The following is a 24,118-nucleotide window of genomic DNA, read 5'->3' on the forward strand; positions in this document are numbered from 1 at the left end:
ACTCACTTTTTTGAAAAATCGCTTACTCTTTCTCTTCACCTTTTTTACTCTTTTCATAAGCAGTAGTACGGTTGCACAAAAGGCACTGTTGAAAGGTATCATACTCGACGAAAATAACACACCAGTACAAGGAGCAAATATCAGTTTTGAAAATTCTGGTACACAATCCGATCAAAACGGAGTATATGAGCTAAGCATTCCCGCTAATAAAGAGGTTACTATTAAAGTCTCTCATATTGCACTTAAAAGTTTAGAATTCACCATTAATCTTGAAGAAAATCAAGAGTATGAATTGAACCCTGTTCTAAAGACTAATGTAGAACAAATAAGCACCGTAGTCATATCGGGTCGAGAACGAAAAACGGTAGAGGGAATTACCACGCTAGATCCAGAAACCATTCGTACGACACCATCAGCTAACGCCGGTGTAGAAGCCTTACTAAAAAGTCTTCCTGGAGTGAGTTCAAATAATGAACTAAGTACACAATATGCAGTACGAGGAGGTAATTTTGATGAAAACTTAGTCTATATCAATGAAATTGAAGTATACCGTCCTTTCCTAATCCGATCCGGACAACAGGAAGGTCTAAGTTTTGTGAATAGTGATTTGGTGCGTAATGTAGATTTTTCTGCAGGGGGATTCCAGGCAAAATATGGAGATAAACTCTCTTCCGTTCTGGATATCACTTACAAAAGACCCACCCGGGCGAATGCTACTGCTAACTTGAGTCTACTTGGAGGAAGCGTTGCTGCAGGAGCTATTTCAAAAAACAAAAAACTATCAGGTATGGTGGGTGTACGATATAGAGACAATCGACTATTGGTAGATGCCCGAAATACCGAGACTAATTTTCAGCCATTATTTGCAGATATACAAACGTATTTATCATACAACATTTCAAACACCTTCGAGCTGGGATTCTTAGGTAACTTAGCTATTAACAAATACGATTACGAGCCCATAACCGAACAAATTAACTTTGGGACCCTACAAACCGTTCAAGCCTTAAGAGTAAATTATCAAGGTCAGGAAGAAGATCGTTATGACACTTATTTTGGAGCTTTAAAAGGAACTTACAAACCCAACGAAAACCTAACATTAAGATTTATAGGATCTGCATATCAAACACAAGAGCAAGAACATTTTGATATTTTGGCATCTTACGCCCTGGGAACGGTTAATACTGATATCGGAAGTGAAGATTTGGGAGAAATAGAATTTGCCGAAGGTATTGGTTCGCAGCTCACTCATGCGCGAAACGATCTTGATGCACTCATATTTAATGCAGAGCATCGGGGAACTTATAAAAAAGATCAACATCAATTTGATTGGGGGATAAAATATACGCACGAAGATATCAAAGATCGTTTACAAGAATTTGAAATTGTGGACTCTGCTGGTTTTGCCATCAGACCACCGTTTAATGACTTTGTCAACGATCAGCCTTTTACTCCTTTTGCAAGTCCTATTGTACCTTTTACCAGTGTAAGAGCAATTAATGAAACCAAAATAGATAGAATTTCGGGATATGCTCAATATAGCATTCGCTCCACGATCAAAGACAATGAAATTTGGGCAAATATTGGTGTTCGCACACATAACTGGAATATCTCTGGAGCGACAGTTAGTAGTTCAGACTCACAAATTGTCGTTAGCCCAAGAGCACAATTCGCCATCAAACCCAATTGGGAAGCAGATATGCTTTTTAGGCTTTCAGGTGGGTTCTATCATCAACCACCATTCTACAGGGAACTAAGAGATTCTCTTGGAGTGGTACGACCAGAAGTAAAAGCACAACAATCCATCCATGTAGTGTTGGGTAATGATTATAGTTTTAAGCTATGGAATCGTCCATTCAAATTAACATCGGAAGTATTTTACAAAAAGCTGACTGATGTAAATCCATACACCATAGAAAATGTAAGAATTCGTTATCGAGCAAGAAACAATGCTGAAGCTTATGCCGCTGGAGCAGATGTTCGTTTAAACGGAGAATTTGTTCCCGGTACAGAAAGCTGGGTAAGTATTGGATATTTAAAAACCGAAGAAAACATTGATAATCGGGGGTACATCTCCAGACCTACAGATCAACGCCTTAAAGTAGGAATTCTATTGCAGGATTATGTACCTTCGATACCAAGTTTGAAAGGGTATCTCAACCTTGTGTACCAGACTGGTGTACCTGGTGGATCACCAAGTTTTGCAGACCCATACGAATTTCAATCAAGACTTCGAGATTATCGCCGAGCTGATCTGGGAGTATCCTATGTCGTGGTTGATGCTAATAAGCGTTTAAAAGAAGGGAACTTCTTCAACACATTCAGAGAACTAAGTCTTGGTGTGGAGATCTATAATATTTTTGATAATCAAAACTCGATTACCAATACCTTTGTAAGAGATGCTTCTAGCCAACGACAGTTTGCAGTTCCTAATTTCTTAACGCCGCGAGTATTTAATGTAAGAATGGGAATGAAATTCTAGTCTTCTATAAATTTCTTTAGCACATCTACTACATAATCCACTTCTTCTTTTGTGTTGTATTTTGAAAATGAAAAACGAACAGAAGGCTTTTGTAGATCTTCATCAGTCAATATTTCTGAAAGTACATGAGACCCTTTGCTACTTCCACTTTGACAAGCACTTCCCTTAGAACAGGCGATACCATTGATATCCAAATGAAATAACAGAATCCCTGCTTTTTCTACAGGAACAGGTAAGCATACATTAATTAGCGTATAGGTACTATGATCCGGTTGACAACACTTTGCATTAAACTTTACACCTTCTATTTCTTGCTTTAGAGTATCTACAAAGTATTGTTTCAGATCCTGGATATATGTTTTTTCCTCGGTAAGATGTTCAAAAGCTAATTTCAGCGCTTCATCCATACCGGCAATATTATGAACACTTTCGGTACCTGCTCTGTAACCACGCTCCTGCTCTCCTCCAAAAATTAGTGGCTTCAAACCAGAATTCTTTCTGATATAGGCAAACCCTACTCCTTTTGGGCCATGAAATTTATGCGCACTCACCGCTGTAAAGTCTACATGAAGCTCAGCCAAATTTACTTCCAAATGACCAATGGATTGTACCATATCACTATGAAAAAGAGCATTGTGCTCTTTGCATAACTCCCCCACTCTTTGAATATCCAAAATAGTTCCTACCTCATTATTAACGTGCATCAAACTAACCAAAGTTTTTTCTGTGGCATCTTGCAAAAGAGACGTTAGATGATCGTAGTCAATACTTCCATCTTCTTTAATCTCCACATAGCTCACTCTAATACCACTTCTGGATTCGATTTCCTGAACGGTATGCAACACTGCATGATGTTCTATCTTTGAAGTAATGATATGTTGTACTCCCAAATCACGAACTGCACTGTTAAGCGCGAGATTATCAGCCTCTGTACCTCCAGAGGTGAAAATGATTTCAGAAGCCTTAACTCCCAAATACCCTGCAATATTTTTACGAGCCTGCTCGATATGATTCTTGGCAGAACGTCCAAATCCATGAGTAGAAGAAGGATTTCCAAAATCTTCCTCTAGTACTGATATCATCTTCTGTATAACTTCTGGTCTTACTTGTGTGGTTGCGGCACTATCAAAATAAACTTTTTGCATGAAAATCAATTGATTAGTTGTTTATTCTAGGATACTGAAAAAAACTATAAAAATTCCTCTGACATTTTAAGAAATTCACAATTTTTAGCACTACAAAACTACTCAAATAAAATTATTTTCAGCAAGACACGTTATAATCTTTCAATTCCTTTACTTTTGTCAAAAATCATAACTAAAATAACCGTGAATATTTACTTTTTTTAATCGTCTTTAGTTGTGTAAATGTTTTAAAAGTTAATATCACTAGTGTATATACCTATGAAAAGATTTGTTTTTCTTCTTTTTATAACCCTATTATGGTCTTGTGATGATGGTGATATCATCATTACAAGTTTCGAATTTGACGATGTTGACCTTCAATTATGTAGTGGAGCTGCGGACAATGAGTTTGTTTTCTTTAAAATCAATCAGGGGGTTAACGAAGCGATATCTTTCAATTTCGTAAGTGCCGATTTTTCTGAAACCGAAGAGACTGCCATGCCTATTTTGATCAATTTGAATGACGGAAACAGTAGTTTGATCTATAGACAGTTTAATATTGCTATTACTGCTGATTATTATTGTTCCAACATTCCTCCTGGTGATGTTATTGTTACCGAAGAAATGATTGGTATTGCCGGAACTGCAGCAATTGAAACTCTGATAACCTTGCAAGATGATAATGATGGAATAGCTGCTGAAGATGAAGACTTAAATGGAAACGGGAACTTCGACGATGACGATACCGATGGAGACGGAATCCCAAATTATCTGGATCAGGATGATGACAATGATAATATTTTAACCAGTGAGGAATTGGCAAACAGTATTCCAGATAATGATGATCCCAGGGATACGGATGAAGATGGAATCCCAGATTATCTGGAAGAAGATGATGATAACGATGGAATCTTAACTCGAAATGAGGATGCAAATCAAAATGGTAACCCTAGAGATGATCGTGCTGCACCTGGAGATTTACCCTTTTATTTGGATCCAGCATCTACCAACGCCGAAGTAATTGTTGCTCCTTCAAAAGACAACACTATTCAAACCACATTTACCACTACTGTAAACATAACCGGAATACAGTTTGATGGTAATAACGGGAATTTTCAAGATGATAATTTCTCATTTGGATCTAGAGAAACAACCATTTCTATTACCACAGAATTGTAAAACAAGTATATGAAGTTTAGAATTTATTGCATATTAACAGCTATCACTTTTATAGTAGGATGTAGTGAAGGAGATGTGATCGAAGACAATTTCGATTTTACTGCAGCCGTAGAAAACTGTTCTAATGGAGATGACTTTGTTTTTTTTAAGGTAGATCCTTCCATCAATCAAGCCTTATCTTTAAGTTTTACCAGCACTACTTTTGAATTGAATACCGTCCCTACAGATCTCACTTTCTCAGTAACCTTAAACAGCACAACCAATACATTGGTATACAGGCAGTTTGACACCAGCATCGATGGAGATACGTATTTTTGCAGTAGCGTTCCTCCGGCAAATATACAAGTAACTCAAGAATTAATAAGTTCAAATGGTACGGCTACTTTTACCTATACAGAGCTAAGCCAGACAGATACAGATATTACCTATACACGCTCCATTCTTCTTGAAAATATTACTTTAGGTGGCGCGGATATCGAGGTAAGACAGGAACGAATCAATTTTGGTTCCGATGAAATTACTATTCCCAAGTAGATGATTTAGGATTTTGAAGAATATATACTTCCATGGCTCCCAGACCATATTTTCGATAATTCGCGTCTGAGATCCTCACATTATCATATCTTCCAAAAAGGTATTTTAATTCCTCTTTTAAAACTCCTTGCCCTACTCCGTGAATAAACACAACTTTAGGAATCCGTTTCTGAATTGCAAAATCCAACTGTCTCTTTGCGGTATCCAATTGTAACGTAACCATATCATGGTTGGTCATTCCTTTTGTAGATTTTATGAGCTTATCGATATGCAGATCGACTTCCATCGGAGGTAAATGTCTTTCTTTAGGTTTGATACTACTCTTTCTTTTTGGTTTCTTTTTAAAGATTTCTTTATCCTGAAGATTCTCATGCACTTCTTCATATGAAGGAATGATCATTTCTTGAGATTCAATCTTAACCACTTCGCTTATCAAAAAAGTCATATCAAAACCGTCTTCAGAAGCAATAGTAACTTCTGAAGCATTTATTCCTATAACCTTACCAGTAATAGGCTCATCCAAAACAGATACGATATCCCCAATTTTTATCATTCTTCCTCCAAATATTCTTCTTGTTCCACCTCGGATTTTGATGACAATTTTGTATTCACCATAAACAATCCTAACATTAACAAAACAACTCCAATACTTTGTATATAGTAGTTCTTTTGCGTAGAGGCAATTTCACTTATAAGCGCAATCGCTCCCATAAGAATAAGCAACAAACTTAAAACTCTTTTCAACTTAGCTGTAATCATACTGCAAAAATATCAAATAATAGATTTTTGTAAAGGTTTATAGGACAAATAACATAATTATGTATATTGCAGTAAACAATAAAACCTTTTCTATTGGAAAAATACATGCTTCCTTGCCTTAATAAAAAGATTTTTGGGGTTGATTGTATGGGCTGTGGCATGCAAAGATCCATAGCTCTTTTATTCAAAGGTGAGTTTGCAGCAGCGTTTCAGATGTATCCTGCTATTTATCCTCTTTTATTATTACTTATTTTTTTAGGATTTAACTTATTTGTTAAGTTTAGATATGATCAGGTTATCAAAGCCGGTCTCATGATTACTACCATACTTACCATGATTATAAGTTATGTAATCAAAATGAAAATTATTTTTTAACTAATCAATTAATCAATATTATGGAAAAACAGACGTTACCCAATTCCACCCTGATTTTAGTATTTGGTATTCTATCTATAGTGGGATGCTGTTGTTACGGATTCGGAATTATTTTTGCTATTATCGCAATCATTATGGCGAAAAAAGCAACTGCTTTATATAATGAAAATCCAGAATTGTATACGGGTTATCAAAATGTAAAAACTGGTAAGATTTTAGCGATCATTGGTTTAATCGTTAGTGCTCTTTACCTAGCGTATGTAATTTTTATGTTTGCTACAGTAGGATACGACGGTATTCTAGAAATGCAAGAAGAAATCATGAAAAACTACGGTGGTTAATCAAACGGATTAATCTCACGTACTCTCATAAAAAAATCCCGCTTGATGCGGGATTTTGTTTTATTGTTGATTGATTAGTTAGTTAAAACAGGCTTATACTTAAGCCTCTGCTGTAGTTGTAGAAGCTGTTACAGCCAGATTATACACTACCAAACCGAATCCAATTTTATTGATTGCATCACCAATGTTGTATATTACGTCCATTGCTAATCCTCCAAAAATTCCATCATACCAACCAGGAGTACCTGCCATATAACCTATAGGATAAATTGCCCATCCGACCAGTACAAACCAACATAGCGTTTTGTGTGCAGAAAGCACTGCTCCGCCAGCTTCTTGTGCAAGTTTTTTGGCTTTTCCTAGCCAAATGTCATATACAATTATGAAATAAGCTATACCGGATATAAGTCCCCAAAGCCAAGCTTGATCTCTGTAGACAGCTTCTCCAAAGTACCCAGTGACTAACATCACTACAGATAATATGATCAAACGCCACATTAAAGACTTCTTAGCTCCCGCTACTTTTAGAATTAAGTAGAATTCTACACACATCAACGGTACCGTGAGAATCCAATCTACATATCTAAAAAATGTTGGTGATGATCCATTATCGTACCAGTAGTCTCTCATATACCAATAGTGAACTGCGGCAATAAATGTGATTAATCCAGAAATCAAAATGGAGGTTCTCCATTTCCTGTCATAACTATTCATCGAGAAGAAAAAAACACGGAAGCGGCCATCATAGCCATGCAACCTACAAAAAACGTAAATCCAACGTAATCGGTGTTGGATATTTCAGGGGTCATCGAAAGTAATAATTGTAAATTTTTCATAGTTATTATTTTGTTTAACTAAAATTAATAAACATTAAACAAATTTTGTTTAACTTTAAGAAAAATTTATTAAACAAAAATGAAAAATAACGCTCACACAATCAATTATTTGCAAAATTTCGCCTTGATTGCTACGTTTTTCTCACTTTGGATAGCTACATATTTCGAAAATGATATTGAAGACGTTTTAGCCTATACATTGATCCTATCATTGGGTATTTTGCATGGAACAAATGACATTAAGCTAATTCAAAAAGCGAATAGTACTAGGGGGTTCGGAACATTCTTTAATGTTCTCATCCTATATATCGGCTTTGTTCTTGTTGGAATTGCCCTTTTCTATTTCTTACCGTTTCCTCTATTACTTATATTTATTTTGTGTAGTGCATATCATTTTGGAGAACAACACTGGTATGTTAAGTTGACAGAAGTCACTCTGACTTCAAATCTATTTTATACCTTCTATGGACTAACCATCTTCTTTCTTTTGTTTTTTACCAACTATCAAGAAGTCGCTCCCATAATTCAAAATATAACAGGAGTAGTTATAGGTAAAAATCTGTTTCTATATATTCTTGTTTTTTGTACCAGTTCTTTTATTGGTTTAGGGACCCTTTTGTTTTTCAAAAAAAACCTGAAAATAGAGATTGTGCGGGAAGTGTTTTATTTTTTAGTCTTTTACATTGTCTTTCATACTGCTTCTTTACTATGGGCTTTTGCTATATACTTCATTTTTTGGCATAGTATTCCTTCTTTAGCCGATCAAGTAGTTTTTTTGTATGGAACGCATAAAAAAAGGATTTCATGAAATACCTGAAATCCTCTTTTATATACTGGTTGGTAACCATTGTAGGTTTGCTATTATTATATTGGATACTAAGAAATGAAGACAAGCTATTTCTGTCTATATTCTTTACTCTAATAGCAGCTATTACCTTTCCTCATGTTTGGGTAATGAACAGACTTAATAAACAGTAGTTTATTCGAACGCCTTCAAAGTTTTTGTGATTATCGCTACACACTCTAATAATTGCTCTTTGTTCATTACCAATGGTGGTGCAAAACGAATGATATTACCATGGGTAGGTTTTGCCAAAAGACCATTCTCTTTTAAAGCCACACAAATATTCCAGGCGGTATCGCTATCTTCAGAATCATTAATTACGATAGCATTCAACAATCCTTTTCCACGAACAAGTCTTACAATATTAGAATTCTCAATGTATTTGTTCATTTCTTCTCGAAATAAAGCTCCTAATTGAAATGCATTCTCTGCAAGTTCTTCATCTCTTACTACTTCTAAAGCAGCCATAGCCACTGCAGCAGCGATTGGATTTCCACCAAAAGTACTACCATGACTTCCTGGAGTGATCACTTTCATGATATCATCATTAGCCAAAACAGCAGATACTGGATATGCTCCACCACTTAATGCCTTACCTAAGATCAGAATATCAGGTTTTACCTGAGGAGTTCCTGAACAATTTTTATCCTGACAAGAACAGTTTCCACAAGTAGCCAACAATCTTCCCGTTCTGGCAATACCAGTTTGGACTTCATCGGCGATAAATAACACATTGTGTTTCTCACATAATGCCTTTGCTTTTTCCAGATAATCTTCAGATGGCACATAAACTCCTGCTTCACCTTGTATAGGCTCTACCAAAAATCCTGCTACATTTTTGTTGTTAGACAACGCATCTTCTAATGCAGTAAGATTATCATATTCTATTTTAATAAAACCTTGGGTGTATGGCCCAAAGTTCTTTCTAGCTACAGGATCATTAGAAAATGATATGATGGTTGTAGTTCTTCCATGAAAATTGTTTTCACAAACGATAATCTGGGCATCATTTTCAGCAATACCTTTTTCTTGATACGCCCATCTTCTACATACCTTAAGCGCCGTTTCTACAGCTTCTGCTCCAGTATTCATAGGTAGCAGTTTGTCAAATCCAAAGTAATCTGTGGCAAATTTCTCGTATTCACCAAGTTTATCATTGTAAAATGCTCTAGAGGTAAGCGTTAAGGTCTTAGCCTGACTTGTCATTGCATCCACAATCTTTGGATGACAATGTCCTTGGTTTACCGCAGAATACGCACTAAGAAAATCATAGTATTTGTTTCCTTCTACGTCCCAAACATACACTCCTTCTCCCTTACTCAAAACCACTGGTAGTGGATGGTAATTATGAGCTCCATACTTGTTCTCTAAATCAATTGCTTGTTGCGAAGTTAAATTTTCTAAAACAGCCATTTTTAATAATTTAAATTGATAAAATAACCATTCCTTCTGTACCTTTATCCTTTCGAAAAGAATCGAAAATTCAGCGTGGGAGAGAAATCATCCCTAAAAGTGTCGCAAAATACTAAATCTTTATCGAATTATTAATTTTAACCCCGATAACGCGCTTGTTTTTTTTAAATCTAAATAGAGATGCCTAAATTTTGCGAATACCGCATTATGAGGATACTTTACTAGCCAAAGAAGACACTTGAAGTTCTAATCTTTTCAACTCTCTTAGCAACATATTTTTATCGATTTGCATCCATGAATACAGCTTCAACATTGATGTGATCATTGCGCAGAAAAAACTTGCTCCAACCCATCTGATCAACTCATTGGTATCATCAGTATTGAACAACTGGATGATACAGTAAACAAAAAGACCAAATACGATTACATTCACAATACTCATCATAATCATGATCCATCGGTTTTTGGTAGTATACAGTCCACCAATCATTTCAAAAATATTTTGCTCGTCTAACTCGTCGTAGAACTTTGCTTCTTCTTCATTCAACGTTTCTTTGATTAACCTATCAATATCTTTCATCTCATTTTTCATAATTCTTATTTTTTAAAATTAATTTTAATTGTTCTCTAGCCGTAAATAGCCTTGATTTTACAGTTCCAACAGAAACCTGGATGATATCGCTTATTTCTTTTACACTGTATTCTTCTACATAAAAAAGTCGAAGAACGATTTGTTGCTTTTCTGGTAGTTCTTTTATTGCTTTTCTTATAAGAACTATTGTCTCTTCCCTATTTGTAATTCCAACAGTGATTTTCTCATTATTTTGTTGATGTTGAAATTCCTTTTTAAAGTCAGACGTTTTTTTATGTTTTCTTTGCCAATCAATCGCCTTACGGGTAACTATGGTCAAAGCCCAACTCCCAAAAGTATTTGGATTCTTCAGTTCTTTGATTTTCTGAAGAATTTTTGTCCAACTTTCCTGAACGATATCCTTAGAAATTTCTTCATTCTTGGTATACCAGCAAGCGTGTCGATATAATCTTGAGTTCCATCTTTTGATTAACAGTGTTGCCGCTTTATCATTTCCGGATTGATATTGCAACACCAATAAGGCATCAAAGATTTTATGTGTTTGTTTTGAACTCATCTCTATAGAATAGACGAAGAAAAAGTAATTAGGTTCATTTCTTTTGTAAGATATCCTGAATATTTAATAAGTATATGCTTTCTATTCTTATTTTTGCGCTATGGCAAGAAAGAACAGAAGACAGATTTTTGAGCATATTGAGGTTATTGATGCCGGGGCCAAAGGAAAAAGTATCGCCAAGGCACCCGATGGAAAAGTAGTTTTTCTTACTAATGCAGTACCAGGAGATGTAGTAAATATACAAACCACCAAAAAGCGCAAGGCGTATTATGAGGGTATCGCTACCCAATTTCATACCTATTCTGATAAACGTACCACACCAAAATGTAAGCATTTTGGAACTTGTGGTGGCTGTAAGTGGCAGTTTATGGATTATCAGCATCAACTTGCTTACAAACAAAATGAAGTGGTAAACAACCTAACAAGATTGGGTAAAATAGAATTACCAGAAATTACTCCTATTTTAGGTTCAAAAGATCAATACTTCTACAGGAACAAAATGGAATTTTCTTTTAGCGATAGTCGATGGCTTACTTTAGAAGAAATCCAAAACAATCAGGAGATTGACAATAGAAACGCGCTTGGGTTTCATATGCCTGGGATGTGGGATAAAATTTTAGATATTGAGCATTGCCATCTTCAGGAAGATCCTAGCAATGCGATTCGAAATGAAGTAAAGGTATTTGCTACCAAACATCAGATTCCTTTTTACAATGCCAGAAAGCAAGAAGGTTTGCTAAGAACTCTAATGATTCGTATTGCTTCTACTGGTGAGATCATGGTGCTTGTTCAGTTCTTTTATGATGATGAAGAAAAAAGAACACTTCTCATGGATTTTATTGCTGATCAATTTCCTGAAGTTACTTCTTTACAATATGTGATTAACCCCAAAGGAAACGATACCATCTATGATCAAGAGGTAGTTTGTTACAAAGGAAAGGCATATATAGAAGAAGAAATGGAAGGTTTACGATTTAGAGTCAATGCCAAATCTTTCTATCAAACCAATTCGAAACAAGCTTACGAATTGTACAAAATCACCAGAGAATTTGCAGGTTTGACAGGTGAAGAATTGGTGTATGATTTATATACAGGTACGGGAACCATAGCTCAATTTGTTGCCAAAAATGCAAAAAAAGTAATCGGTGTAGAAGCTGTGCCGGAAGCTATTGAGGATGCCAAAGAGAACGCGCAAAGAAACAAGATTGATAACGCTGAGTTCTATGTAGGTGATATGAAAAAAGTATTTACCTCAGACTTTATCGATCAACACGGTCAACCAGAAGTGGTAATCACCGATCCGCCGAGAGACGGAATGCATAAAGACGTTGTAGCTCAACTGTTACATATTTCGCCTGAAAAAATTGTTTATGTAAGCTGTAATAGTGCAACACAAGCTAGAGATCTGGCGTTATTAGATAGGGATTACAAAGTAACCAAAGTACAGCCGGTAGATATGTTCCCACAAACTTATCATGTAGAGAACGTTGTACTATTAGAAAAAAGATAACACATGAGAATAAACAGATTTCCTTTATTCCTATTCCTACTGGCTGGTATAAGCCTTTCTTTTTGGGGTTGTGAGAGAGATGATATTTGTGCCGAAGGGACCCCTACTACTCCGATGCTTATTATTAAGTTCCTAGATTTTGATAATTCTTCAGAAATTAAGAACCCGGTAGAGCTAGAAGTACGGGCGGTTGGTGTAGAAAGTCCATTTAATTTTGGAACGGTAACCGACTCTATCATGATTCCTCTGAGAACCAATGAGTCTATTACCGAATATCAATTAACCATCAATTCTGATACCACCAACGACGAAGTAGTTCCTAATACCGATACCATTAGTATTCAATATACTCCCGAAGAAGAGTACGTAAGTAGTGCTTGTGGTTTTAGAGTGACCTTTCAGGGGCTTTCGAACTCACCTGTAGAAGCTGGTGATGATGGTACTTGGATACAAAATATTAACGTAGAACGATTGAACGTAACAGATGAAACAACTGCGCACATATTTATTTTTCATTAGTATTATTTTTACCAGTTGCATTTTTGCACAGGATGAAGAGCCTAAAAAAATCTCGGCTAGAGATACCTTACCTCCTGGCGAAAAATATGGATTAAGAGCAGGTGTAGATCTTGCTCGAATACTTAGAACTTCTGTAGATGACAACTATTCAGGTTTTGAAATAGAAGCCGATTACCGAGTTTATCGTAAACTATACATTGCTGGAGAGATAGGTAACGAATCGTTGATCAGAGACGAAGAAAATGTAAATGTAGAAGGATCTGGTAGCTATATAAGAGCTGGAATAGATTATAACATCTATGACAATTGGTATGGAATGCAAAATAGTATCTACGTAGGAGTACGATATGGATTCTCTACGTTTGATCAAACTCTAAACGAATACAACATCTTTACAGGAACTAATTTCTTTGGAGAAACTACCATTACAGAACCTATAAGTGAAGATGGGTTAACTGCCAGTTGGGTAGAACTTGTTTTAGGACTCGAAGTAGAGCTTATTCATAATTTCTATCTGGGTGCGAGTATCTCTTTACGAAATTTGGTAAGTGAAGAAACTCCTGATCGTTTTGACAATCTTTACATTCCTGGATTTGGAAGAACAAATGATTTTAGCGACATAGGAGTGGGATACAATTATTCTATTAGTTACTTGCTACCGCTTTTCAAGAAGAAAAGATAAAAAGATAAACAGCCCTGCAAATGTTCATTCACAAGGCTGTTATATGATGACTTTTCAATCTTTTTGGTTACTCAAACGCTCGGTTCAGTAATTGTTGTAATTCTTGCCAGGACTTCTCGTCTGCCTCTTTTTGATAAGCTAATGGCAAATTGAATTGCTTTCCAATAGAATCTGCCGCTTTGCTGGTAAAAGAATGTGTCGCATTTTCATAAGCAATATACTTATAATCTGCCTTTAGACTATCCATAGCTTTTTTATAGTTTTCTACACTCTCAGCCGGAATAAACGGATCCTCTGCACCATTACATACCAAAACCTTAGCTTTTAATTTATCACTAGGCATTACTGGTAATTGAACCCCGCTGTGAAATGCAGCTACTGCATCAAGATCTAAACCAGCATTGGCCATAGTAAGCGCCACACTGCCTCCAAAACAATATCCTATTGCTGCAATCTTATTTGGATCTACAGATGGATGTGCTTTCAGCATTTCTAAAGCTGCCTTAAATCTATTGGTTGCCGAATCTATATTTCCCATTACACTCATCGCAAACTTACCGGCATCATCTGGGTGAGCTGCAAGTTTACCATCTCCATACATATCCACAGCCATTGCTACATAACCCAACTCTGCAAGCATGTCGGCTCTTTGACGAACATAATCATTATGCCCCCACCATTCGTGAACCACAATAATTCCAGGTCGTTTTTCTTCAGAGTTTTCGTTAAAAGCAACATATCCTTTCATATTTAAACTATCAGAAGTATAGTTTACCTGTTCTCCTTTAACTTTAATCGGTTTCTCCACCACGGTTTCTGTTTGTTTCTCCTCTGCAGTGGTTTCTTTTTCTGATTGGTTTTGTTTACAACTCAAGATTAGTAATGAGCAAAATAATAATACAAAGTATTTCATGATGATTAATATTAACGTAGTTAGTTTAAAAATTACATTTCATTCTTTTAGTCAGCTACATAAGGTGCTCCAGCATCTTTCATTGCCTTTAATACTGAATTCATTTCATTTTGAACTCCATTGAATTGCGTAGTAATTGCAGCTAATTGATTCTTAATAATACTCATGGTTTCTATATGAGTAGCTGTAGGTCCGTAGGTAGAACACTGTACTCCCTTAAAAATAGCAAACATACGAGACTGAATCGTAGGCTTACTTTTCTCTCCTACTTGCCCTTTTGATGGGCTACCACTAAATTTCTTTTGAATGCCTAACAAGTTCTTTCTTAGAGTAGCAATTCTAGAATCCAAATCACTTGGTGCAGCAGTTGCTCTTTTCAGGGCAGTATGCATAGCCATTATCTTTTTGTTTGCCTTGCTTAGCTTTAACTGTGTAGCAGAAACTTCTCTAATGGTATTTTCGTAATCTCTCCAAAAAGAAGTTACTTCATTGATAGAAGCTCCTTCCAAAGCACCTTTTCTTAACTGTTTTACTTCAAAAGTAATAGGCTCAGAAAGTGATGTCACCGTTCCATCTATTATTTTAGACAAAGTCGCTGTATACCTTCCTGGTGCTGCCATAAATCCTTCTGGCGCTCCAAACGGATACTGTTGTGTCTCCAAAGAAACTGCATCAGGTGCAGGGTATTTTAAATCCCAGGATATACGATGAAACCCTGGAGTAACAGGACCATAAATACGTCGTACTGCTTTCCCTTGATCGTTAGTTATTGTGATCACCACAGCTGGTTTGGATGCAATACTTTCTTCATCCACTTTGTCCCAACCTGGGAATGCAATATCTTTTCCTTTATTTTTTTCTCTGATTTTTTTCTAGCTTCTGTAGCTGATTGGTAACCGTCTTTTAAATAATAGGTAAAAACAGCTCCAAAATCCGGATTAGGTGCCACATAATGAGACGCTCCTAAGCTTCCTTTTTCATCATCAAAATCAATATCTGGCTTAGCAATATACCACCAGGCATCTCTGGCAGGGAATAATGTCGCTTCCTGGTTTAATTTTGCTGCTGAAATGTTTCGCAATGCCGAGTAATCATCAAAAACAAAGAATCCTCTACCAAAAGAAGCAGCCACCAAATCATTTTCTCGGCGTTGAATCGTGATATCTCTAAATGATATAGTTGGTACATTTCCTTTTAACTGTACCCATCTATTTCCTCCATTATTACTGAAATAAATACCAAATTCTGTAGCAATAAACAATAAATTTGGATCTACATGATCTTGTACCAATCGCCATACCAATGTCTTACTTGGTAAATTCCCTTTTATCGATTTCCACGTTCTCCCATTATCTGTACTCTTTAGTAAATAAGGACTAAAGTCACCATACTTATGGTTATCTAAAGCTACATATACCGTCCCTGCATCAAAAAGATCAGCTCTGATGTCGTTTACAAATGCAGTGGCAGGAACACCTGGTAACGCATTTACATTGATACGCCTCCAATTACTACCTCCATTTTCAGTGGCTTGAATAATTCCATCATCTGTCCCTATATACAATACGCCATCTTTTTTTGGTGACTCGGCAATCGAAGTAATCGTATTGTAGTTCGACATTGCCAAAAAGTCCCACGGAGCATCCCAAGATTGCTTTTTACCCATAATTGGTAATTCAATTCGTTCTTGATTCTTGGTCAAATCTCCAGATATTGCCGTCCACTTATCTCCTCTATTGTCGGATCTCCATAAACGTTGCGAGGCAAAATAAATTCTTTTCGGATCGTGAGCACTAACCAAAATTGGAGCGTCCCAATTGAATCTTTCAAAATTCTCATTAGCCCCAGGTTGTGGTTGTATATCGATCACTTCTCCTGTCGTTAGGTCAACTCTCGATAAATTCCCTTCCTGTCTTTCGGCATACATGATATTAGGGTTCCCAGGTTCTGTAGCAGGTTGGTGACCGTCCCAATTCAAGACAATTTTCCAATCCGAATTTTGAATACCATGTACATTATCCGTCCTGGAAGGACCTCCTTGTGTGCTGTTATCCTGTGTTCCACCATAAATATTATAAAATGGTTGCGCATCATCTACCGCTAACTTGTAGTATTGCGTTACTGGTAGGTTATCTACAAATTTCCAATTATTAGTAAGATCAAAAGATTCGTATAAACCTCCATCTGTACCTACTAACAGATAATTAGGATCGTTCTTTTTGAACGCTATAGCATGGTTATCCGAATGTTTGTGCTCCTCCTTCATTCTTTTGAATGTCTTTCCTCCGTCTTCTGATATCTGCATACGTACATCGACCAAATACAATCGTTCAAAATGATGTGGTGAAGCGTATAACTCTTGATAATAATGAGGTCCTGTTGCTCCTGAAACGGCATTAGATTGTTTGGTCCAGGTGGTTCCTCTATCTGATGATCGGTATACGCCACCAGTTCTTCGGTCTAGCTCGATAGCTGCATACAAGATATCCGGTTGTTGCGGAGAGATTGCCAATCCTATCTTACCCATCCACGATTTTGGTAATCCATTCTTTAATTCCTCCCAGGTTTCTCCTCCATCGTTACTTCTATGAATTCCAGATCCTGGTCCCCCACCCATATAGGCAGCAACTGTGCGATGTCTTTGCCAAGTAGCGGCATACAAACGATCCGGATTCCTGGGGTCTATTTGTAGATCCGTAACTCCTACCCACTCACTATCGCCAAGAGTTTTCTTCCATGTTTTTCCTCCATCAGTAGATTTATACAATCCTCGTTCTCCTCCTTTTTTCCAAAGTGGACCTTGAACAGCTACCCAGATAATATTGTTGTTTTCTGGATGGATGATAATTTTAGAAATGTGCTCCGAGTTTTTCAGCCCCATGTTTTCCCATGTGGCTCCTCCATCTTTACTTCTGTAAATTCCATCTCCAAAACCTACGTGTCGTCCTCCTACATTTTCCCCGGTTCCAACCCAAATGATATTGTGATTGGTAGGATCAATAGTTACACAACCAATAGAATAAGATGTTTGTTTGTCAAAAATAGGATTCCAGGTGGTTCCGGCGTTAACCGTTTTCCAAACCCCACCAGAACCAACCGCTACATACCAGATACTTTCATTCTCCGGATGGATGGCTATGTCCGCGATTCGACCAGACATAAATGCAGGTCCTATATTACGAAATTTGAGTCCGGTAAAAATGGAATCTGTAAGTACTGAATTTTGAGTATTGGTATTCTTGGATCGTTGTCCCATCACAGAACCAAAGGAAACCAATAAAAGAAAGCTAATAATGAAATGTGTGAATTTTCGATACATATCAATTACGGTGATTAGTTAATAGTTTAATTGATTCCAGAAAATTATCGCTATTTCGATAATTATCTCTTAACAAAAACATAAAACTATTCGAAAACTCTTAGAAAAATTAGCCCTTAATTGCTATTCTTCACGCTGATACTTTGCCTTTTTGCTACCTGCGTACATTTCATACTTTAATAGACGAGACTCTAATTTACCATTGAAAACTTTAATTTTTCTAGACGGCCGAAGTCCTACATGTTTTAAAGCTTCAAGATTACCAGTTACAAACCAGGCATTTGTACCCGGATATCCACGTTTCAAAGTATCCCCTATACTTCCATAAAATTCAGGGACATTAATCTCAAGTCGTTCATCATAAGGGGGTTAAATAGAATATGAAGCGGTCCTTCGGTTTCCTTCTCACTTTCAAAAAAATCTTGCTCTTTTACTTTAATGAAATCCGAAAGGTTAGCATTTTCTATATTCGTATTGGCTTTTCGTACTACAGAAGGAGCCTTATCCATTCCGATAATGGAATGACTAAAATTTCGTGTTTTATTCAAGCATGCCTCTTCTATTTTTTCAAAAAGATCCATATCCCAGTCCAGCCATCGTTCAAAAGCAAATTCTTTCCTATTTAAATTTGCTGGGATATTACAAGCGATCATTGCCGCTTCTATAGGAATGGTACCACTACCGCACATAGGATCTAAAAAGTCAGATTGCCCATCCCATCCGGAAAGCAATAACAATCCGGCAGCCAATACTTCATTGATTGGAGCGATATTAGTATTTGTCCGATATCCACGTAAATGCAACGAACCACCAGAGCTATCCAAAGATACTGTGCACAAGTCTCTCTGTATATGAACATCTACAGAAAGGTCAGGAAAACTCAAATCCACATTAGGCCTTCTCCCTTTTTCTTTACGGAACCGATCGACAATAGCATCCTTGGTTTTGAGAGCTATAAATTTGGAATGATTAAACAGATCAGAATTTACCGTTGCATACACCGCAAAAGTATCATCTACCGTCATATAATCATTCCAACGGATACTCTGTATAAAATCATAAAGTTCATTTTCATTTTTAATTTTTCGAGATATTACAGGTTTTAATATTTTTATGGCAGTCCGAAGGCAGAGATTGGCCTTATACATAAACCCTGTATCCCCATAAAAACTAACCATCCTGTTACCAACAACTACCTTTTGCGCACCAAGGTCTCTTAATTCTTTCGCCAGAATTTCTTCGAAGCCAAAAAGGGTTTTGGCTACCATTTTGAATGAATTGCTCACTATCTTCGTATTCTCTTATAATTAAAAGGCAAAAATACACTAATTTTGCGCCCTATGCTAAAAGATTCTACAATGTGGTATGCATCATGGTTTGATACACCATACTATCATATTTTATATAAAGATAGAGATCAAACTGAAGCCAAAGACTTTATGGATAACCTAACCCGTTATCTCAGTTTGGAAAAGGGAGAAAAAATTTTGGATCTGGCTTGTGGTAAAGGCCGCCATAGTATCTATTTGAACTCTTTAGGGTTTGATGTTACTGGAGTGGATTTATCCAAAAACAGTATCGCTTATGCTTCTCAGTTTGAAAATGAGACTTTGAAATTCCGAGTACATGATATGTGCAAACCTTATCCCGAGCAATTTTCAGGAGTTTTTAATCTATTTACTAGTTTCGGTTATTTTGACAAAGAGGAAGATAATCTAAGCACTATAAAGGCTATTAAATCCAATTTGAATGCTTCTGGGTTTGGTGTTATTGATTTTTTGAATACCGATTATGTAATTAAACACCTGGTACCCGAAGAAGAAAAACAGGTTGAGGAAATCAACTTTCATATCCAAAGGTATGTAGAGAATGGGCATATCGTCAAAGAAATTCGTTTTAAAGATCAGGGAGAAGATTTCTTTTTTACAGAACGGGTAAAAGCAATTAGTCTGGAAGACTTTAAAGATTATTTTGATCAGGCCGAAGTACATCTTCTTGATGTCTTTGGCGACTATCAACTTCGAAAGTTTTATAAAGAAACTTCACCGAGACTTATCTTAATTTTTAAATAGTGAAGCATTACTTATTAACTATAGCTGCCATTTTTGTAGGAAGTCTTATTGTTTTCATATTCAGACCTTCTAATCAAAAGAATCTAAAATTGCTCCTAGCATTTAGTGGGGCTTTTTTATTAGCTATCACAGTGTTTGATTTGCTACCAGAAGTCTTTGAAGACAATCACTTCGGGAAACAAACAGGGATCTGGATTATGGTCGGTATTTTATTGCAAAAAATACTGGAATACTTTTCCAAAGGAGCAGAACACGGTCATATACATCTGGACAAAGACACCAAACAATTACCTAAATTGTTATTTATAAGTTTAGGTATCCATGCATTGTTAGAAGGTTTCCCTATTCATCAGGCAGAAGGAATTTTATTGGGTATTATTGTTCATAAGATACCTGTAGCGATGATTTTGACTACATTCTTACTACATACTAAAATCAAACCAGTAACTATCGGGATTACTCTTTTTGTCTTTGCCTTAATGACTCCACTTGGTACTTTTTTGAGTGAACACTTAGAGATCGTTCAAGGATACTATAAAGAAATCACAGCCTTGGTGATTGGGATATTCCTTCATGTATCTACTACAATTCTTTTTGAAAGTAGCGAAGGTCATAAGTTCAACATCACAAAGTTGATGATTATTCTATTGGCAACAGTGACAGCATTTTTGATTTAACATGTTTAGTAAAGAAGAATCAAAACGTATACGACAAGAATTTTGGACCTCTTTTGGAAAAGCATATCCACGTAAATGGCTATTATATAATACCAAAATCAAAGATGTATCCCTTAAATTCACATTTACTACCAAAAAAGCAGAAGTCTCCATAGACATTGAGCCATGGGATGATTTGATTCGAGAATACTACTACGATAAATTAGTAAGTTTAAAAAACTTACTAACTACAGATTACATTGCTGACATCATTTATGACCCTACATACGAATTGGATAATGGAAAAATAATTTCCAGAGTCTATTGCCAACTCCATGAAGTTAGCATTCATAGCAAAAACTCCTGGCAGCAAACCATGGAGTTCTTGTATACCCAAATGGATCTTTTAGAGGCATTTTTTATAGAATATAAAGATTTTATAAAAGATTAGAATATAATTTGAGTATTCCTTAAAAAAACACCTGATAAACTACCAAAATCATAATTTGAATTGTTTTTTGTACATTGAGCTATAACATAAACTCACTATTATGAAAAACAAATTAAAATGCTCAGCATTGGTGCTGTTGATTGCTATTTGCTTTCAATGTACCCAAGAAGAAACGACACCACAAGCACAAGAAATTGGCTTAGAAGCACAAGATGAAAATCATTTTAAAGGAATAGTAACTGTTGATAATGTTGCTCTAAAATATGCAGTAACCGCAACAGCAGATCTCATTTTTGATGTTCGTATCGCTATCGATAATAAAAGTATCAATGCTATTGTAAACTACAATGATGAAAGTATTGCCATTGACGGACATAACCATGTATTTAAGGAATTCCAAAAAGAAGCTTTATTGAAAATGGGTAGTCTAATTTCAGATTACATACTAGCTACCAAAGAAGGAGATATTTCTATGGCAGAATATACGCTATTAACCTTAACAGAATACTGGGGTAAGTCTCCCAACGATTATGTATACACAAAAAGGAATGTAGTTACCGAAGTAAATACCACAAATCTTAAAAGTAGAAATGAAGGTATTACCTGTATTAGAAGAAATACTTATGTAAACGCTGAATATGATGATGCCCGTGGAAATCAAAGAGATCGGGTACGAGTAGGCAGCAAGCCAAGAACCAACTACGGGTGCATGGGAAGATGCGGTGCAGATTGCGGTAGATGGTGGATTCCTAGTGCCTGGACAAAGGACTGTATGGATCATGATCAATGTAGCAATGTAAACAATGCAAGTGGAGGCGCCAGTGATAGAAATTGCGGTGATGAATTTAATGAAGCGGCAGATGATTATGTATTTGGAGTAATAAGAGGTTGCAGAGGATAACCCCAACTGTAAAAAAATAAATTAATAATGGCTATTGTTTTAAAGCAATAGCCATTATTGGTATCAGCAAATGCATAAAGATGATATCTACTTTATTTTCAGAAACTTAACTGTATATTGAGAAGACAGATCGCTTTTCAAGAATTTCTATTCAAAAAAGAAGCTTTATTCCTACAATTTCAACAGTAAAAACCTTTAATTACGGTTTTTCAACACATTATTTAAGCTTTTTAACCATTACGTAATTTTTTTTAATATATTTGAGCGCCCCAAAACTGAAATAATGAATAGCCTTAAAATATTTAGATATTTTATATGCCTTTTATTGACTTGCCTATTCTTCATAGATACTCATGCCGGAGAATATGAGGATATGTCTTTCTCAGAGCTCAAAAACACCCTATCTCATACTGAAAAACAGTTAAACACAGTAGGAAGAGCTAATAGCATACTGATTTCAGAGACTATTATAGACATTGCCGAAAAATTCAGTACCAAACAACAATACTATCTTAAAGCAAGTGCTTATAATCTACTAGGTAAAATATCCCTTTCTTCAAGAGATTATAAAGAAGCCCTTGAAAATTTTAAAATTGCAGACCTTTTCGCAAAGGAACTCAGTGGTTTTGATGAAGTGGCTATAGACATCAATAACAATATTGCTCTGGTCTATCTGGAAGGGTTTAACAAACCAGGACGAGCACTTAAAAGAATCAACTACATCAATAAAAATTTTTCAGATTTAGATGAATATACCAAACATCTTCTTCAATTGAATCTTGCGAATATTTATTTAAAGACGAAACGATATAATAAGTCCAAAAGATTATTACAGAAGTGTCTTAGCTTCTTTAAAACTAACACAGAATACACCCCAAAATTAGTAATGACCTATACCAGCATTGCCGAATATTACTCATATATAAGGCAGTACAAAAAAGCAATACAAAATTTTGAATTAGCTTCATCTATTGCTGAAAAAAGCGAGCTTTACCGAGAAGCAATGATCATTTATCAGAAGCATGAAAGCTTACTGATTAAAATGGGGAACAAGGAAAAAGCATATGTTATTCTTAAAAAATATACCAAACACCATCAAACTGCACTTGAAAGCGAAAAACTAGAAGCAGATAGATATAAAAAGCAACTTACAGTAAGTGAGGCAAAAAAAACTATAGAAACCCAAAAGGCACAGCAATCCAAAACAGTATCTATTTTTACCTTATCCCTGCTCCTTCTGTGTTTGACGTTGTTTTGCTTCTTTGTCTATAATCATAAAAAAACTAAAGTGCTGGGAGAGTCTCTTGCTTTAAAAAATAAAGAATTAAAGATAGCTAAGGAAAAATCGGATCGTTTGGCTGCGGTTAAAACCAAGTTTATTTCTACTGTTAGTCACGAATTAAGAACACCTCTTTACGGAGTAATAGGGTTATCCTCTATATTAATGGAACGCATTAAGGATGAAGAAAATCATAACTTCATCAAGTTAATGAAGTTTTCTGCTGATCATTTACTGAACTTGATCAACGATGTTCTTCAGGTTACAAAAATGGAATCCTATGAAATTCAACTAGACGAATCTGTTTATAATATAAAGAATTTGGCAAATGATATTAAAAACTCGTTTGAATATCAGGCTGATAAAAATGGGAATACATTACACCTTAACCTTGATCCTACTATTCCGAATTTACTAATTGGTGATTCTGTGCGATTATCACAGATTTTCATCAATCTTATTAGTAATGCAAACAAGTTTACCAGAGAAGGAAACATTTGGTTAAATTTTAAAAACCCAAAAATAGAAAACGATACGGTTGAAATTACCTTTGAAGTAAAAGATGACGGAAGAGGTATTCCGTTGGATAAGCAAGAACTTATATTTGAAAAATTCTCTCAAGCCAACTCTTCTGATCATACTACCGGAACAGGTTTAGGATTAAATATCGTGAGAAAATTGGTAGAATTACATGGAGGTGATATTAAGGTAGAAAGTATTCCTGGAGAAGGAGCTACTTTCTATTTCAGTATTCCATTTAAAATCCATGAAGCAAACGAAG

24 protein-coding genes and 2 pseudogenes (1 of these 26 cut by a window edge) are annotated in these 24,118 nt (G+C 35.8%); 15 read left to right on the plus strand and 11 right to left on the minus strand.

What is annotated here, in order from left to right; genetic code table 11:
* Positions 1-10: 10 nt before the first annotated feature.
* A complete protein-coding gene (locus AC0L3Q_RS14560; protein WP_473280376.1) occupies positions 11-2,482 on the plus strand; it encodes a TonB-dependent receptor in 2,472 nt (823 codons plus the stop codon).
* Here the strand turns inward: AC0L3Q_RS14560 and AC0L3Q_RS14565 are convergent.
* Entirely contained in the window at positions 2,479-3,627 is a 1,149-nt protein-coding gene (locus tag AC0L3Q_RS14565; RefSeq protein ID WP_473280378.1) for a cysteine desulfurase family protein, read from the minus strand. The two genes, AC0L3Q_RS14560 and AC0L3Q_RS14565, sit on opposite strands and share 4 nt — an antisense overlap.
* 258 nt (positions 3,628-3,885) lie before the next feature.
* Between AC0L3Q_RS14565 and AC0L3Q_RS14570 the strand changes: the two genes are divergently transcribed.
* Positions 3,886-4,785: a hypothetical protein gene (locus AC0L3Q_RS14570; RefSeq protein WP_473280381.1), complete on the plus strand. Its 900-nt coding sequence runs from the start codon at positions 3,886-3,888 to the stop codon at positions 4,783-4,785.
* A gap of 9 nt (positions 4,786-4,794) precedes the next feature.
* Complete coding sequence (locus AC0L3Q_RS14575) at positions 4,795-5,319, plus strand: hypothetical protein (RefSeq protein WP_473280384.1); 525 nt, start codon at positions 4,795-4,797, stop codon at positions 5,317-5,319.
* On the opposite strand, the gene AC0L3Q_RS14580 is transcribed toward AC0L3Q_RS14575, so the two are convergent.
* Both AC0L3Q_RS14580 and AC0L3Q_RS14585 read right to left on the minus strand, forming a co-directional pair.
* Complete coding sequence (locus AC0L3Q_RS14580) at positions 5,306-5,872, minus strand: Smr/MutS family protein (protein WP_473280387.1); 567 nt, start codon at positions 5,870-5,872, stop codon at positions 5,306-5,308. The two genes, AC0L3Q_RS14575 and AC0L3Q_RS14580, sit on opposite strands and share 14 nt — an antisense overlap.
* A complete protein-coding gene (locus tag AC0L3Q_RS14585) occupies positions 5,869-6,078 on the minus strand; it encodes a hypothetical protein (RefSeq protein WP_473280389.1) in 210 nt (69 codons plus the stop codon). Before AC0L3Q_RS14585 ends, AC0L3Q_RS14580 begins: the two co-directional genes overlap by 4 nt.
* A gap of 93 nt (positions 6,079-6,171) precedes the next feature.
* Here AC0L3Q_RS14585 and AC0L3Q_RS14590 point away from each other — a divergent pair, with 93 nt between their 5' ends.
* Both AC0L3Q_RS14590 and AC0L3Q_RS14595 read left to right on the plus strand, forming a co-directional pair.
* Positions 6,172-6,453, plus strand: coding sequence for a DUF2752 domain-containing protein (locus tag AC0L3Q_RS14590; RefSeq protein ID WP_073314299.1), 282 nt, complete (start codon positions 6,172-6,174; stop codon positions 6,451-6,453).
* Between the two features lie 20 nt (positions 6,454-6,473).
* Positions 6,474-6,794, plus strand: a complete 321-nt coding sequence (locus tag AC0L3Q_RS14595; protein WP_073314301.1) for a CCC motif membrane protein — start codon at positions 6,474-6,476, stop codon at positions 6,792-6,794.
* A 99-nt stretch (positions 6,795-6,893) separates the two neighbouring features.
* Here the strand turns inward: AC0L3Q_RS14595 and AC0L3Q_RS14600 are convergent.
* Positions 6,894-7,630: pseudogene (locus tag AC0L3Q_RS14600) on the minus strand (bacteriorhodopsin-like).
* A gap of 79 nt (positions 7,631-7,709) precedes the next feature.
* On the opposite strand from AC0L3Q_RS14600, the gene AC0L3Q_RS14605 reads away from it, so the two are divergent.
* Both AC0L3Q_RS14605 and AC0L3Q_RS14610 read left to right on the plus strand, forming a co-directional pair.
* Positions 7,710-8,438, plus strand: a complete 729-nt coding sequence (locus AC0L3Q_RS14605) for a Brp/Blh family beta-carotene 15,15'-dioxygenase (protein ID WP_473280393.1) — start codon at positions 7,710-7,712, stop codon at positions 8,436-8,438.
* On the plus strand, positions 8,435-8,608 hold the full coding sequence (locus AC0L3Q_RS14610; protein WP_473280396.1) for a Brp/Blh family beta-carotene 15,15'-dioxygenase: 174 nt from the start codon (positions 8,435-8,437) through the stop codon (positions 8,606-8,608). The genes AC0L3Q_RS14605 and AC0L3Q_RS14610 overlap by 4 nt, the downstream gene beginning before the upstream one ends.
* 1 nt (position 8,609) lies before the next feature.
* On the opposite strand, the gene rocD is transcribed toward AC0L3Q_RS14610, so the two are convergent.
* The 3 genes from rocD to AC0L3Q_RS14625 form a co-directional block, all read right to left on the minus strand.
* Complete coding sequence (gene rocD, locus AC0L3Q_RS14615; RefSeq protein WP_473280399.1) at positions 8,610-9,887, minus strand: ornithine--oxo-acid transaminase; 1,278 nt, start codon at positions 9,885-9,887, stop codon at positions 8,610-8,612.
* A 205-nt stretch (positions 9,888-10,092) separates the two neighbouring features.
* Positions 10,093-10,479 carry a DUF6768 family protein gene (locus tag AC0L3Q_RS14620; RefSeq protein ID WP_473280402.1) on the minus strand — a complete coding sequence of 129 codons (387 nt, stop codon included), beginning with the start codon at positions 10,477-10,479 and terminating at the stop codon, positions 10,093-10,095.
* A complete protein-coding gene (locus AC0L3Q_RS14625) occupies positions 10,469-11,035 on the minus strand; it encodes an RNA polymerase sigma factor (RefSeq protein WP_473280405.1) in 567 nt (188 codons plus the stop codon). The genes AC0L3Q_RS14620 and AC0L3Q_RS14625 overlap by 11 nt, the downstream gene beginning before the upstream one ends.
* Positions 11,036-11,135: 100 nt before the next feature.
* On the opposite strand from AC0L3Q_RS14625, the gene rlmD reads away from it, so the two are divergent.
* The 3 genes from rlmD to AC0L3Q_RS14640 are packed head-to-tail and all read left to right on the plus strand — an operon-like array spanning position 11,136 to position 13,746.
* Positions 11,136-12,545, plus strand: coding sequence for a 23S rRNA (uracil(1939)-C(5))-methyltransferase RlmD (rlmD, locus tag AC0L3Q_RS14630; RefSeq protein ID WP_473280408.1), 1,410 nt, complete (start codon positions 11,136-11,138; stop codon positions 12,543-12,545).
* 3 nt (positions 12,546-12,548) lie between these two features.
* Positions 12,549-13,064, plus strand: a complete 516-nt coding sequence (locus tag AC0L3Q_RS14635) for a DUF6452 family protein (protein ID WP_473280411.1) — start codon at positions 12,549-12,551, stop codon at positions 13,062-13,064.
* On the plus strand, positions 13,030-13,746 hold the full coding sequence (locus AC0L3Q_RS14640) for a DUF6048 family protein (protein WP_473280414.1): 717 nt from the start codon (positions 13,030-13,032) through the stop codon (positions 13,744-13,746). Before AC0L3Q_RS14635 ends, AC0L3Q_RS14640 begins: the two co-directional genes overlap by 35 nt.
* 67 nt (positions 13,747-13,813) lie before the next feature.
* Here the strand turns inward: AC0L3Q_RS14640 and AC0L3Q_RS14645 are convergent, their stop codons facing one another.
* The 4 genes and pseudogenes from AC0L3Q_RS14645 to AC0L3Q_RS14660 all read right to left on the minus strand — a co-directional run bounded on the left by AC0L3Q_RS14645 (position 13,814) and on the right by AC0L3Q_RS14660 (position 19,264).
* Positions 13,814-14,659, minus strand: coding sequence for a dienelactone hydrolase family protein (locus AC0L3Q_RS14645; RefSeq protein ID WP_473280417.1), 846 nt, complete (start codon positions 14,657-14,659; stop codon positions 13,814-13,816).
* Positions 14,660-14,706: 47 nt separating this feature from the next.
* A complete protein-coding gene (locus AC0L3Q_RS14650) occupies positions 14,707-15,438 on the minus strand; it encodes a hypothetical protein (protein WP_473280420.1) in 732 nt (243 codons plus the stop codon).
* The gene (locus AC0L3Q_RS14655) at positions 15,435-17,978 is read right to left on the minus strand and encodes a WD40/YVTN/BNR-like repeat-containing protein (protein ID WP_473280422.1); all 2,544 of its coding nucleotides are present in this window, start codon (positions 17,976-17,978) and stop codon (positions 15,435-15,437) included. Before AC0L3Q_RS14655 ends, AC0L3Q_RS14650 begins: the two co-directional genes overlap by 4 nt.
* A 123-nt stretch (positions 17,979-18,101) precedes the next feature.
* A pseudogene (locus AC0L3Q_RS14660) lies at positions 18,102-19,264 on the minus strand (THUMP domain-containing class I SAM-dependent RNA methyltransferase).
* 54 nt (positions 19,265-19,318) lie between these two features.
* On the opposite strand from AC0L3Q_RS14660, the gene AC0L3Q_RS14665 reads away from it, so the two are divergent.
* The 5 genes from AC0L3Q_RS14665 to AC0L3Q_RS14685 all read left to right on the plus strand — a co-directional run.
* Positions 19,319-20,050 (plus strand): class I SAM-dependent methyltransferase, encoded by a 732-nt coding sequence (locus AC0L3Q_RS14665; RefSeq protein ID WP_473280425.1) that lies wholly within the window; start codon positions 19,319-19,321, stop codon positions 20,048-20,050.
* Positions 20,050-20,727, plus strand: coding sequence for a ZIP family metal transporter (locus AC0L3Q_RS14670; protein WP_139241910.1), 678 nt, complete (start codon positions 20,050-20,052; stop codon positions 20,725-20,727). The genes AC0L3Q_RS14665 and AC0L3Q_RS14670 overlap by 1 nt, the downstream gene beginning before the upstream one ends.
* Position 20,728: 1 nt before the next feature.
* Positions 20,729-21,157, plus strand: coding sequence for a DUF4268 domain-containing protein (locus tag AC0L3Q_RS14675; RefSeq protein WP_473280429.1), 429 nt, complete (start codon positions 20,729-20,731; stop codon positions 21,155-21,157).
* Between the two features lie 100 nt (positions 21,158-21,257).
* On the plus strand, positions 21,258-22,058 hold the full coding sequence (locus AC0L3Q_RS14680; protein WP_473280432.1) for a DUF8213 domain-containing protein: 801 nt from the start codon (positions 21,258-21,260) through the stop codon (positions 22,056-22,058).
* A 283-nt stretch (positions 22,059-22,341) separates the two neighbouring features.
* Positions 22,342-24,118, plus strand: the 5' portion of a protein-coding gene (locus AC0L3Q_RS14685) for an ATP-binding protein (protein WP_473280435.1). The gene runs 437 nt beyond the window's last position; 1,777 of the gene's 2,214 nt are visible here — the first part of the coding sequence; it begins with the start codon at positions 22,342-22,344; its stop codon lies off the right edge, out of view.

The sequence above is a fragment of the Aquimarina sp. KJ22-3 genome, from assembly GCF_055808215.1.

Excerpts from the sequence above, each read along its gene's own strand:
- rlmD (WP_473280408.1), top strand. The coding sequence starts at position 11,136 with ATGGCAAGAAAGAACAGAAGACAGATTTTTGAGCATATTGAGGTTATT.
- AC0L3Q_RS14680 (WP_473280432.1), top strand. The coding sequence starts at position 21,258 with ATGAAAAACAAATTAAAATGCTCAGCATTGGTGCTGTTGATTGCTATT.
- AC0L3Q_RS14665 (WP_473280425.1), top strand. The coding sequence starts at position 19,319 with ATGCTAAAAGATTCTACAATGTGGTATGCATCATGGTTTGATACACCA.
- AC0L3Q_RS14595 (WP_073314301.1), top strand. The coding sequence starts at position 6,474 with ATGGAAAAACAGACGTTACCCAATTCCACCCTGATTTTAGTATTTGGT.
- AC0L3Q_RS14585 (WP_473280389.1), bottom strand. The coding sequence starts at position 6,078 with ATGATTACAGCTAAGTTGAAAAGAGTTTTAAGTTTGTTGCTTATTCTT.
- AC0L3Q_RS14605 (WP_473280393.1), top strand. The coding sequence starts at position 7,710 with ATGAAAAATAACGCTCACACAATCAATTATTTGCAAAATTTCGCCTTG.
- rocD (WP_473280399.1), bottom strand. The coding sequence starts at position 9,887 with ATGGCTGTTTTAGAAAATTTAACTTCGCAACAAGCAATTGATTTAGAG.
- AC0L3Q_RS14675 (WP_473280429.1), top strand. The coding sequence starts at position 20,729 with ATGTTTAGTAAAGAAGAATCAAAACGTATACGACAAGAATTTTGGACC.
- AC0L3Q_RS14635 (WP_473280411.1), top strand. The coding sequence starts at position 12,549 with ATGAGAATAAACAGATTTCCTTTATTCCTATTCCTACTGGCTGGTATA.
- AC0L3Q_RS14565 (WP_473280378.1), bottom strand. The coding sequence starts at position 3,627 with ATGCAAAAAGTTTATTTTGATAGTGCCGCAACCACACAAGTAAGACCA.
- AC0L3Q_RS14580 (WP_473280387.1), bottom strand. The coding sequence starts at position 5,872 with ATGATAAAAATTGGGGATATCGTATCTGTTTTGGATGAGCCTATTACT.
- AC0L3Q_RS14625 (WP_473280405.1), bottom strand. The coding sequence starts at position 11,035 with ATGAGTTCAAAACAAACACATAAAATCTTTGATGCCTTATTGGTGTTG.
- AC0L3Q_RS14610 (WP_473280396.1), top strand. The coding sequence starts at position 8,435 with ATGAAATACCTGAAATCCTCTTTTATATACTGGTTGGTAACCATTGTA.
- AC0L3Q_RS14620 (WP_473280402.1), bottom strand. The coding sequence starts at position 10,479 with ATGAAAAATGAGATGAAAGATATTGATAGGTTAATCAAAGAAACGTTG.
- AC0L3Q_RS14645 (WP_473280417.1), bottom strand. The coding sequence starts at position 14,659 with ATGAAATACTTTGTATTATTATTTTGCTCATTACTAATCTTGAGTTGT.
- AC0L3Q_RS14655 (WP_473280422.1), bottom strand. The coding sequence starts at position 17,978 with ATGTATCGAAAATTCACACATTTCATTATTAGCTTTCTTTTATTGGTT.
- AC0L3Q_RS14575 (WP_473280384.1), top strand. The coding sequence starts at position 4,795 with ATGAAGTTTAGAATTTATTGCATATTAACAGCTATCACTTTTATAGTA.
- AC0L3Q_RS14640 (WP_473280414.1), top strand. The coding sequence starts at position 13,030 with ATGAAACAACTGCGCACATATTTATTTTTCATTAGTATTATTTTTACC.
- AC0L3Q_RS14570 (WP_473280381.1), top strand. The coding sequence starts at position 3,886 with ATGAAAAGATTTGTTTTTCTTCTTTTTATAACCCTATTATGGTCTTGT.